Source organism: Nostoc foliaceum FACHB-393, from assembly GCF_014698505.1.
In the GTDB taxonomy this organism is placed as follows: domain Bacteria; phylum Cyanobacteriota; class Cyanobacteriia; order Cyanobacteriales; family Nostocaceae; genus Nostoc; species Nostoc foliaceum_A.
In genome coordinates this window covers 1-11,059 of the sequence record NZ_JACJTD010000116.1, presented here as the reverse complement: position 1 = coordinate 11,059, position 11,059 = coordinate 1, and the positions used below count along the sequence as shown (strand labels likewise).

Here is an 11,059-nt window from a genome sequence, read left to right as displayed (position 1 = left end):
CTATTCGTTTACTGCTGATGGTAGTATCTGTTTGAGCATCAGCAACACCGGGCATCAGAGTAATACAAGCAACAATCAGTACAGAATCTATTAAGGTAACAAACCTCATAGAGTTATCCTTTGTTAGGTCAAGTGTAATCAGTTTTATAAGTTTAAAAATCAAAAGGGGAGAATTAGGGGAGAATTAAACAACTTGCCCCATCAATTAGATACCCCGGATTTCTCACAAAATTGGACAGAGCTTAAACTTTACATCAAAATAAATCTTGGGACGGGAGCATCGGCGATAATAATTAACTATCGCGGAGTGTGCATCTGAGGTGAAAATTGACCGTCACGGGAAGGCAAAAGTCCTAACGCCGGAAGAAATCCAGCGTCTGTTTACTTCGGGGTTAACCACAGAGCGAGACAGAACCCTAATAGGCGTGATGCTGTATACGGGTTGCCGCGTCAATGAAGCAGTTACCCTAAAAATTAAAGATGTTTATAACAGCAAGGGACGGATCAGAGCAGAGCTGATCATCCGTAAAGGGAATACAAAGGGAAAGTTAGCTACCCGCAGCATTCCGATTTTGTCAGAACTAAGGAATTTCTTAGCTACTTACAAACCGACAAACTCCCGTGACGGTTTTTTGTTTCCTGGTCGATGGGGGCGAGGTCACTTGCACTCAGAATATGCAAGCCTAATCTTCCGACAAGCTTGCGAACGTGCGGACATCGAAGGAGCAAGCACACACAGTTGCCGGAGAACCGCACTCACTTTCATGAGCAATGCCCAAATCCCTCTGAGAGTCATCCAAGAAATCAGTGGACATCGCAGCTTAGAGCAACTGCAAAATTATTTGGAGGTGGAACCATCCCAAGTCCGGGGTGCGATCGCGGCGTTGTCGATGCTATCACCGCCATCAATGAGCAGCAACAATCAAGACATGCAAAATGCGGATAACACGAAGTTATCAACGGAGTGATAGATCAGGAAATGCATCTTAGTTGATCTAGACAGGGCTGAGAGTGAATAAAGGCTATAAGGATTTTCCCAAAAAGCCATTTACAATTCCATCGGCAACACTTCAAGCGATAGCCACTGATAAAAATGAGGCACAGATTGCTCTAGGTTTACGTAGCTCAGTCGCGGCGTAGGCTTTATCCCTCCATTGGCAACACTTCTTCATTCAACAAGGCGTAAAATTCCGGTACTGCTGCCTCGACAAGTCGCAATTCACTCGCTGCGATCGCTTCAAGTTCCAGCACCGTATCCCAGCGTAAATCCTCAACCCATCGCTTAAGAATGCCCTTAATCGCCTCCACCCCCTGCTTGATACCAGAGCGTAGCATTTCCACACAATGGAGTAAGGTAGTGCGATCGGTCAGAGGCGACTCAAATTCGGTAGTATCCTCCCCTTGGCAATGGGAGTTCCCTATAGCATCAAGGGGGGGTGTGGATACGTCCTGCTGATTGGGGTTTACATTATACGCAGCAGGGGTTTGAGCAGCATAATAGTTTCGATTTTCTTTTTGATTACGCTTTTCCACGCGATGAGCAATTACATGCATTGCAAATTCTAATTCCTCTTTAGATAAAGAAAAAAGTTTCACCTGTTGACCGCGCTTACCCTGCTTACGGAAGGTCAACTTTAGACCCAGCTGTTCTATAAGAGTGCCTAGCAACCAAATAGGTTTACAATCACTGGGAATAGTAAACCCAAGAATTGCTTTAACGTGAGCAGCACAATGTATAGCGATCGCTGTCATATTAACTAATTGAGTATCCGAGGCGGTAACTTCATCACCCTTCACTAAACGTTTAAGAATCTGATGCAGCCCCAGGTTAAATCTAGCCAACCATCGAGCCGAGTAATTCCCCCAGTCGATACACAAAGGTAAATTGTCCCGTTCGGCGCGGTCTTTTTGGGTGACAATTGTTGGTGGGGTAGGATAAGTTTGCCCAGTTTTGGGGTCAGTAAACGATTCTTCGGGTGCGGCTAAAATGGCCTCAAGTCCAGCAATTGCTCTAATTAAGCGGCCACCTTTATCCATTTCTACGAGTGATTCGGTTACTTCGATGCCGTAAGAATCAGAAATGCGGAATTTTTCACATTCAAAAATTTCATTAGGGTCAAGGTAATCTTTGCTCTGACGGGCGCGGTACTTGCTCAAAGTAATATTGTTAGCCTTGGCAACAGCCGAATTGTGGGCACGATCCAAAGCTTGTGCTGCTGCTTTTAGACTTTCAAGAGATTGAGGATCTGAATCACTTCCTACATATATAAATGTATTACCCATTTCTGTGAGAAGCGATCGCAAATCATCACGCAGATTATTGAGAGAATAGTGGCGGTTAGCCATAATTTGGCAGTAAGCCTCAAGCGCCCAATCTTTCTCCGCTCCCCGCTTGCCTGTTTGACGGTCAATCCGCAACAGAAAAGCTGTCATTTCATTGGTTTGGAGCAAGCGCTCTTTAATCTTAGTAGCATTAGTATCCTTGTAACCAAAGGGAGGACGCGGGGCCACCCAAATATGAAACGGGACTTTTGGACGATAACGGTAAAGCTGTTGGGCACATTCGGTAGCAGTTTGGGAAACGCCGTGAAACACACCGAACACTAAGTCAAAATGATACTCAGAAATATCAACACCAGTACCGAGACTGGGAGAGGTGAACAAGGCATCAAAGTTTTTGACGGCGTTGGTGATATCTTTGATGAAAGCGACATTCTCATCACTGCCAGAATTGTCAGAGTGAACCGACCAGATACGCCATGAAGCCCTACGGGCTGGGCAAGGGGTAAGGGGTAAGGGGGAAAGGGTGGAGGAATCTGTTAATTCTTCCTTTTCCCCTTCCCCTTTCCCCTTTTCCCCGCCAAGTGAACTTGGCGAACTACTAGATTCTTCGTAGTTGATTGTAAAGGATTTGTCGAGTTTTTTGATGAAACGCTTACTGTCACTTGCAACCATGACTTTCTCACCAAGCATCAGCGCTGCCGAGATTTGGGCGACTAGGGCACTAGAATTATCCCCCTCGTACCAATAAATTGTGCGTGAACCGTTTCGCCACTCGTTTTTAATGATGTAAGGTACTTCACCTTTTGGTCGCATTGCAAGAAAGAAGTTTACCGTTAAATCATCCATGTGTGCATCGGCAATCACCACTAACGGCGCGTTGTATACTATATATTCCAGGACTTCTAGGATTGCTGCACGGTGTTGTTTGCAAGTATTACTGTGCAGTAGGTGGGTGAGGTATTGGCAAGCTTCATCTATAAATATGCAGCCGTAGGTGAGAGACTGAGTATTCAGCTTATGCAAGCTGTCAATAGTAATGGAGAGGGCTTGAGCCTGAGCTAAACCTGTGTAACCCAAGTCGGAGTACATGGCTGTTTGCAAGCGTTCGGCAAGATTTTTCAACAAGTTAACCCGATGTCCATTGTTGAGGAACCGTGTGTTAGGATTTTGGTCACGCCACCAGCGCATGAGTTCAGTTTTACCAGTACCCATGTCGCTCCAGAGTACGACCAGTCCGGTTTTCGGAAAATTGAAAGTAGGGGATTTCTTCGATTTGTCTGAATCAACTCCGCCAAAATCCGTAGACTCCTTGTTTCTTTGATGTCCTTTTATAGATGGCGTGAAAAGTTGTTCCTTTTCAAGCTCATAAAGCTCAGGCAAATTGCATTTTTCTTCAAGTTCAGGAATGCACAAAGCCTCAGAGAGATACTTGATATTAATAGTGACATCTGGTTTGTATTTGCTAAGTCCCCATTTCTTAGCCCGATACGAGCGCTGGTAATCGGCAAGTGATTTGGCATCATCTATAATTGCAGTTAGCAGGGCATTGGCATCAACACCTCGACCAACTACAAAATCATCAACGCCTTTTTCTGGCCCCGGCAGTAATGCAACTTCACATTCAGAACCAGCAGCTAAGATTGCTTTTGCAGTGCGAACAGTGGCTTGAAACACCGACCACCTGGTTTTAGAAGAAGTTTCGTAGTCGAATAAAATAATGAACTTGCGTCCCGCCTGAGCCATTGGTACTAAGTCAGGATGCAACCGTTCATCAAAATCCCGTCTTCCGACTCGCCCGTTCCAAATTCCCGGAAGTGCGATCGCTACAAACCCTAAACTAAGCAAGCAAGCGGCTTTCTTCTCACCCTCGCATAAGATAATCGGAATCTCTGGATGCTGCTTTATCCATTCCCAAAATATTAGTGGATTGAGTTGATCCAGCAAGCGCAGCGCTAAAAGTGAATGATAGCGCTTAATTAAATAACGCTTTGCAACTTTGTCCCAAATGGGGTTAGCGACATCGAAGTAGGTAACACGGTTGGGGGTTTTGGGGGGTGACTCGTATTTGACGGGTTTCCCTTTTTGCCAATCAATGCGAGGAAAGTTCGGCTTGATCCGCCCCCACTCCATCGGTTGCCACTTTTTAAACGGGTCAAGTGACTGAATCCACGTCCCACCTAGTAATAGGTGCTGATACATTTTGATGTATCCATCTGTTACCCGACCCGCATTCTTGCGTGGCAGTTTATCAGATATGAATAGGAAATCATAAACTGATTCTCCCTCAATATGGAAAAAGTTGCGCTTAATCAACGCCGGATGAATAGCGCTAGCAGCTAACAACTCATGGTATTCCGCAGCCGTGAGGTTGTTTGGGTATTCAATTGTCGCTGAATTCATCGGTTCTCCCCTCGGAATTCCTTAGAGAGAACTCTTTCAAGCTGCAAAACTCTTGCTCTAGCCTGGATATTCCGAAAATTTCCCTTCGTCACAGCACAAAATTGCCATGCGAAAGCTGCACTCGACCCCATACGCTCTAACACTGCGCTCTTGGGGCGTTCTCTGTTTTTCACGATATTTTCCCTGATAACTCGGTTTACAAGCTTCAGAGAGGGTTGCATCAGTTATCAGCCAACAGTTATCAAATAAAGGTCTACTCCCAACTGCTAACTGTTATTCGCGCTGCTACTGCTTTTAACTACAAAATTTGGAAAATTTTCTTAACAAAACTTAACTTTACACAAAAATATGAATTTTGACAGCCAAAAGTGCCACACAAAACTAGGCGTTTCGTGTGACTTCTCGTATAATACGAGAAGCAGCGCAAATTTTATCTCATCTGACCATTCAGTGGAAACAAGTCGCCAAACTTTAAAGACCACTACTTTGGTTGCTTTGAGATAACCCCGCTCTGAAATTATTCAGTTTTTTGCTCTTTGGACAAAGCGCCAACTCCTTAGTGGCATTTTGTCCTTTAAATTTTTGGTGCTATTGTATATCTCCCTCCATTTCTTGTTCGTTTTGATCTTACAGAACTTCTGTCCATCTGGTATCTAGCATTGTTTTGATTTTTACTTGCGGCCTCCATATTTGCTAAGGATTACTTTAGGGGTAATCGAGGGTCTGTAGCACCTCTGTGTAGGGTGGAATTACCCATGCTTAAGCAGCAGCACCAGCCGTAGCTATTGCCTCTGGTTTAGGCTTGCGCCCGAAAACTTGTATGTTAGGTTCTTCTAGCGCGAACCTGTTTTCTGTTTCTTGACCGAGTTTACCAGTGATCGCACCTACCCACTGTGGATAACTAGCTTGGGCATCAGTTAGCTTTTTCCGAACTTCGGGTTGGACTGTAACTGAAATGATACGTCTATCACAAATATCAAACTGCTGCCAACCGTTATCTACAGTCTTGGCTTGAGGAAGTTGGTTGATTTTAATTGCTATCTCTAGTTTTCCTACAATCATGAATACCTCTTTTTTATGATGCGATTGCTAGTGCTTCAGCAGTATTAGATGTATGTACCAGTCCTGGGGTGTTTTTTCTAATATATTTTTTCACTATAGGTTGAAGAGTAAAACTGATTTCTTCAGAAGCGGGATCTTTAATAGTTTCGATTAAAGACTGTTTTTCCAACCCTTCTAATGCTGTAATTAAATCTGATGTTGACAATGATATTCCTTCTTTCTGATTCAATCCATTTAATAGACTAGTGAAAAGAACTGGTTTGGAGTCTAAAGCCAATTCTTGTGCTACATAAATCATGATTTGTCGTTGATTTTCATTTAACAAATAAGCAAACGCTTTATCAAGCATTGCTTGAAATTGGCTACTAAAAAGCGTAGTTTTATTTTCAAAAAACTTTTTAGTACTACCGCCAAAGAAATGGTGAATTCGAGTGACAACTGTTTTTAATTCTAAAGGATTTCCGTAATAAGTTTTAATCAATTCATTGCATTTTTCTGGATCATTCAATCCTTGATCAAAGAGGAGTTGCATTGCAGCGTCAGTGTCTAAACCTTTGATTTTCAAATGTTGAATAGAACGTCCTGCTATTATAAGGTCTTCCAAGTCATCAGGGAACACTCGATTAGTTAAGAGCAAGCAGGTTTCATCCATTTCCTCTATTAATCGGCGGAAAAATAGTTTGTACTCTAACTGTTGCTCCAAATTCTTTGTTTCAAACAAAGAATCAGATTCATCTAATACCAATAAACATCGGCGCAATTGCATCTGCTTGAGCAACGCTGAAATCATTGTTTGAGTAAATTTAGGTGAGTCTAGAGTAGGCTCTAAAGGTGGGATTAATTCTAGTAGTTCGGCTACCAAGTCTTGAAGAAGTGGCCCATGAGCAACCGATTTCCAAATTATGCTATCAAATTTAGGTTTAGATTCTACACTAATCTCTTGTATTAGCTTTGCAGCTAATGCAGTTTTACCAATACCTGCCACTCCTACTAACGATACGCAACGTTGCTTTGTTATTAATTCTTTTAAGTAAGATAGTTCTCTTGTGCGTCCATAAAAATTTGATATATTAGGAGGCTTACCTCCTAGAATGTGTATCACATTCTTAACAGAAGAGTTTTTTTTCTCAGCAGGCGCAGGTTGAGGATAATGCTCCTGTGCAACTTGCTCTAAAAAATTTCGTACATTTTTTTTACTAACCTGCTTGCCATTTCCAATTGTTTTCGTGAGTATATCCCATAACCGAGTAGCTACACCTCGTTGTAAGTAATTAACGCTGTAGTCTGAATTTTCTGCTATTTCTACAAACTCACGGTTATGCCACGCTCCTCTCATAATAAGGATCTCTGGTTGAGATAAATATCTACCTCTTTTGGCAAGTACCAGATCATTGACCACGACTAAAGCTTCATCAAAAGTTACTACTACTGAAGAGTATTTTTGCCCTAAAAGCTCTTGTTTATTTGAAGCAAGGGGAGAAGGGACCGGCGGTTTAAATGGCTGGACAGCATTAGAATCCATAGTTATACTCTTTCTGTTATTCGAGCCAGTAATCACACATGCTCTTTCTAAATTAAGTGTGTATGCTACAAAGAAAGTGTTGTATCAAACTCAGTAACAATACTTGACTTCTCTATTTAATAGCTGTTTGTTTCAAATAAATGATAACTCAAGTCACTAATTATGCAAAGGGGACAAAAGATAGATTAGAATCACTACTTACGTACACCTGAAGGGAGTAGTTTATAAAACTACTGCTATTGCTAAATTACAGTAGCATTTCTCAAATTAACTGATTACTTTAAATACTGCTGTTAGTCTGCCACTGATACACAAATATTAACAACTTTGCTAGTTGTTCTTTATTTTTGAGCATGAACCTATGAAAAGTCCCTGTATGTAATACAATATGTTACGGTTGCACCTAGTAATTTACTCAGCTTTGGATAAAAATTGCGTCTAAGCTGAGTTACAAATACATTTATGTACCGAAAATGACTACTCAAAATTTTAAATCTTTAGTTATATTATCGCTGATAGGAAGAAGGACTAGATTTAGGGTAGGTAGTTTATATCTGGCTATCCTCCTACGAATGTGAGTTATTGTATTAATCCCTTATGTGAGCAACGTCAAAATCCTAATGACATTGAAAAATGTCTTTTTTGTGGTACTTCGCTACTGATTAATGACCGCATCCGATTAATTAAGCCATTGAGAGCGCTGAGTGAAAACCCATTCAGCTATACTGAAGTTTTTGAAGTGGACGACGCTGGTACTCAATGGAATCCTGACCGCAGACAGCGAGTTATGAAAGTTCTGAAAATGAACTCACCGAAGCTGGTTGAGTTAATGGAGCGGGAATCTCTGAGTTTACGGCTAATCCATCATCCAAATATTCCCAAAAGTACCTTAGATGACTTTTTTACTTTTGTTCCTAACAATAGTTCTTTAACCTTGCATTGCTTGGTTATGGATAAAATTGAGGGGCAGAATTTAGAGCAATGGATAGAGTCTAACGGGTGTATTTCGCAATCTCAAGCATTAGAATGGGTAAAACAATTAGTTGAAATTCTTGTCGCAGTACACCAGGCTAATTTTTTTCACAGAGATATTAAGCCTTCTAATATAATTCTCCAGTCAAATGATCAATTAGCATTAGTGGATTTCGGTGTGGTACGAAGAGTGACTAGCACTTACCTAGCTAAAATAAGTGGAAGTGGAGGAGATAGCACAACTAGAGGAGGAAAGTATGAAATTACATCTGTTGGTACACCTCGTTATTCTCCACCAGAACAAATGGATGGACAGGCAGTACCGCAATCAGATTTTTATGCTTTAGGTCGCACTTTTATCCATCTACTTACTGCAATTCAACTAATTGATTTACCTACAGACAAAAAAACAGGAAGATTAATCTGGAGAAACAAAGCACCGCAGATTGACAAACCTTTTGCTGATTTTATTGATGAATTAACAGATCCTTTACCAGGGCAACGTCCACAAAGTACTCAAGTGATTTTGCAGAGGTTAAAAAATCTGCCTCAGCAAATTAAAAATTATAAATTAGCTAATTCTAAAATAGTTAAATATAGCAAGGTTGCATTCAGGGGTTTAATAATTATTGGGGGTATTATTCTGTCTATACCCTTGTTAAGTAACTACTTAGTAACTCAAGGACGAAAGTTAGAAGCAGCAAATAATTCTCAGGGAGCGCAAGAGGCTTTTGACTGGGCTATTAAAATTAATCCTCAACTTAAGCCTGACGTTTCAGAATTTTATTTTGAGAAGGGGCGTGGTAGTACTAGTAACCTCGATCTAGCTAAAAAATACTACAAATTAGCAATTAAATATAATAATCAAAATTCGGAAATCTATACTAATTTGGCTGTAGTTTGCCAACAATTACAGCAATTTAAATGCGTAACTGATAACTATGTAAAGGCAATTGAGCTAGATCCTAATAATTGGCAAGGGCATTACGGACTAGGGACATTTTATGATGAGCAAGGAAAAGATGATTTAGCTGAAAAACAGTATCAGTTATCTATAAAAACTAGTAGCCAAGCCATTCTGCCCATCAATAATTTATCGAGATTGAAAATTATAAAAGGTGATTATAGTGCAGCAATCGCTTTAGCGCAACAAGGTTTACAAAAAGCTAAAGAGCCTGAATTACGGGCTGTTTTGTATAAAAATTTAGGTTGGGCGCTCTTTGAGCAAAAGGAATATAGCCAAGCAAAAAAATATCTGGAAAAAGCCAAAGAATTAGATATACACAGAACATCTACCCATTGCTTGTTAGCGCAGGTGCAAGAAGCTCTAGGTGATGTTGATTATGCCTGGATTTCTTGGGAAATTTGTTTGCTAACTGAGTCTAGAGAGCCAGAGGTTTTCGGTTGGCGGTCGCAAGTATTAGAAAGAATCAGGTTAAAAGATCCTATTCGTCAAAGGGAAGAATGACACTTTATTTGATACCTAAACTTCCTGTATGCTATTAACATGCAAGTACTAGCACAACAGTTTTAATGTTAATGGCAGATAGGCGAATAGACAAAGTAGGAAAAATAATCTACATTTCCCGAATTTCAATGATTGTATCAATAATCCTTTTTTTGGGTTTGAGCAGTGCATGGGGTCGCCAACTTAAATCAATAAGGAGTCGTGAGTGTAAGGCGAATGGTCGAGTTGTTAATGCAGGAGATCGTTTTTTGGCAGCAGGTAGTCAACTGTGCCCAGGAGATCGTATTAACCCAGTTAATGGACGCACAGTCAGTGCTTTGTGTTATTTAAACGGAAAACTTTTAGATTTCAAGCAGAGTAAGATTTTCGATGCCTCTGACGAATGTTCATTGCCTCAGAAAAAAGCAAAGCTATGCACAGGACTGAACCCTAGCAGTTGCAATAATACTAAGAGTCCGCATGAGGATCAGGATATACCAACATTAATTAGTCCCTATGGCAGTTCCATGTTGAGTAGTCGGCCTAAAATATCTTGGTATGCGGTTTCTAATGCTATTAGCTATACAGTAATTGTGAGTGGCTACGAATTTTATTGGGAGAAAACAGTAGATAAAACTGTTACTACCCTGCCTTACCCCAAGGAACAAAAAGAGTTAAAACTTGGTAATACGTATAAATTCACTGTAATTGCAAACAAGGATAAATCTCTAGCAAGTTCCGAACCGTTAGTAATTATTGTCTTGCCAGAGAAAGAGCAAAATGAAATTAAACAAAGAGTCCAGCATATCAATGAATTAAACTTACCTCCAGACGAAGCAGCCATTTTCGATCTACATGCTATATATATGTCTAGAAATCTTTTGAATGAAGCGATTGAGGCGTTAGAAGCACGAGTAGCAGCAGGAAGTCAAAATCCTACCCTCTATAGAGTATTAGCAGATCGATATTTAGAAGCATGGTTGCCGAATGAAGCGCTTCGTAATTATAATGTGGCAGATGGATTAGCAAAACGTAGTAGAAACTTAGATGAATTAGCTAAAGTGCAGCAAGGGCTAAATTTAGTAGAATTTTACAACCATCCGCCAACAAGAATAAATCCTGCCCAAAAATAAGGGTGGCTGTATCTAGAGTCTGATATTAAATTTAATTGCGCTTGACGCAATGCTTCTGCTTTGGGAACACCATTTTTCAAATTTTTGTAAAATTGTTCCATAAGTAAAGCAGTCAGGGCAAACGCATCTTATTTACTAATAAAAACTAAGGGAGATTCCAAAATGACATAGATAATTGTAAAAATTGATGGAATGATAAATAAAATAAATCAAGTATTTTTAAAAATGTGAATTAGCTTA

At 40.5% G+C, this 11,059-nt stretch carries 8 protein-coding genes; 3 read left to right on the top strand and 5 right to left on the bottom strand.

From position 1 onward, the window contains the following. The first annotated feature begins 320 nt into the window (after positions 1 to 320). The gene (locus H6G92_RS36785) at positions 321 to 968 is read left to right on the top strand and encodes a tyrosine-type recombinase/integrase (RefSeq protein ID WP_190901548.1); all 648 of its coding nucleotides are present in this window, start codon (positions 321 to 323) and stop codon (positions 966 to 968) included. Between the two features lie 175 nt (positions 969 to 1,143). On the opposite strand, the gene H6G92_RS36780 is transcribed toward H6G92_RS36785, so the two are convergent. The 4 genes from H6G92_RS36780 to H6G92_RS36765 form a co-directional block, all read right to left on the bottom strand. Next, positions 1,144 to 4,683 (bottom strand): DUF3854 domain-containing protein, encoded by a 3,540-nt coding sequence (locus H6G92_RS36780; RefSeq protein ID WP_190901547.1) that lies wholly within the window; start codon positions 4,681 to 4,683, stop codon positions 1,144 to 1,146. Continuing rightward, complete coding sequence (locus H6G92_RS36775; protein WP_190901545.1) at positions 4,680 to 4,856, bottom strand: hypothetical protein; 177 nt, start codon at positions 4,854 to 4,856, stop codon at positions 4,680 to 4,682. Before H6G92_RS36775 ends, H6G92_RS36780 begins: the two co-directional genes overlap by 4 nt. 586 nt (positions 4,857 to 5,442) lie before the next feature. Beyond that, positions 5,443 to 5,745, bottom strand: coding sequence for a fertility inhibition FinO-like protein (locus tag H6G92_RS36770; RefSeq protein ID WP_190901544.1), 303 nt, complete (start codon positions 5,743 to 5,745; stop codon positions 5,443 to 5,445). A 13-nt stretch (positions 5,746 to 5,758) separates the two neighbouring features. Next, positions 5,759 to 7,267 (bottom strand): NACHT domain-containing protein, encoded by a 1,509-nt coding sequence (locus tag H6G92_RS36765; RefSeq protein WP_190901543.1) that lies wholly within the window; start codon positions 7,265 to 7,267, stop codon positions 5,759 to 5,761. Between the two features lie 574 nt (positions 7,268 to 7,841). Here H6G92_RS36765 and H6G92_RS36760 point away from each other — a divergent pair. Next, entirely contained in the window at positions 7,842 to 9,707 is a 1,866-nt protein-coding gene (locus H6G92_RS36760; RefSeq protein ID WP_190901542.1) for a protein kinase domain-containing protein, read from the top strand. Between the two features lie 128 nt (positions 9,708 to 9,835). Next, entirely contained in the window at positions 9,836 to 10,819 is a 984-nt protein-coding gene (locus H6G92_RS36755) for a tetratricopeptide repeat protein (protein ID WP_190901541.1), read from the top strand. Here the strand turns inward: H6G92_RS36755 and H6G92_RS36750 are convergent. After that, positions 10,777 to 10,920, bottom strand: a complete 144-nt coding sequence (locus tag H6G92_RS36750; RefSeq protein ID WP_242059484.1) for a CHAT domain-containing protein — start codon at positions 10,918 to 10,920, stop codon at positions 10,777 to 10,779. The two genes, H6G92_RS36755 and H6G92_RS36750, sit on opposite strands and share 43 nt — an antisense overlap. Positions 10,921 to 11,059 lie beyond the last annotated feature (139 nt).

What these genes read in the sequence shown, in the direction of transcription:
- H6G92_RS36780 (WP_190901547.1), bottom strand. Translation starts at nt 4,683, where the DNA reads ATGAATTCAGCGACAATTGAATACCCAAACAACCTCACGGCTGCGGAA.
- H6G92_RS36770 (WP_190901544.1), bottom strand. Translation starts at nt 5,745, where the DNA reads ATGATTGTAGGAAAACTAGAGATAGCAATTAAAATCAACCAACTTCCT.
- H6G92_RS36765 (WP_190901543.1), bottom strand. Translation starts at nt 7,267, where the DNA reads ATGGATTCTAATGCTGTCCAGCCATTTAAACCGCCGGTCCCTTCTCCC.
- H6G92_RS36755 (WP_190901541.1), top strand. Translation starts at nt 9,836, where the DNA reads ATGATTGTATCAATAATCCTTTTTTTGGGTTTGAGCAGTGCATGGGGT.
- H6G92_RS36750 (WP_242059484.1), bottom strand. Translation starts at nt 10,920, where the DNA reads ATGGAACAATTTTACAAAAATTTGAAAAATGGTGTTCCCAAAGCAGAA.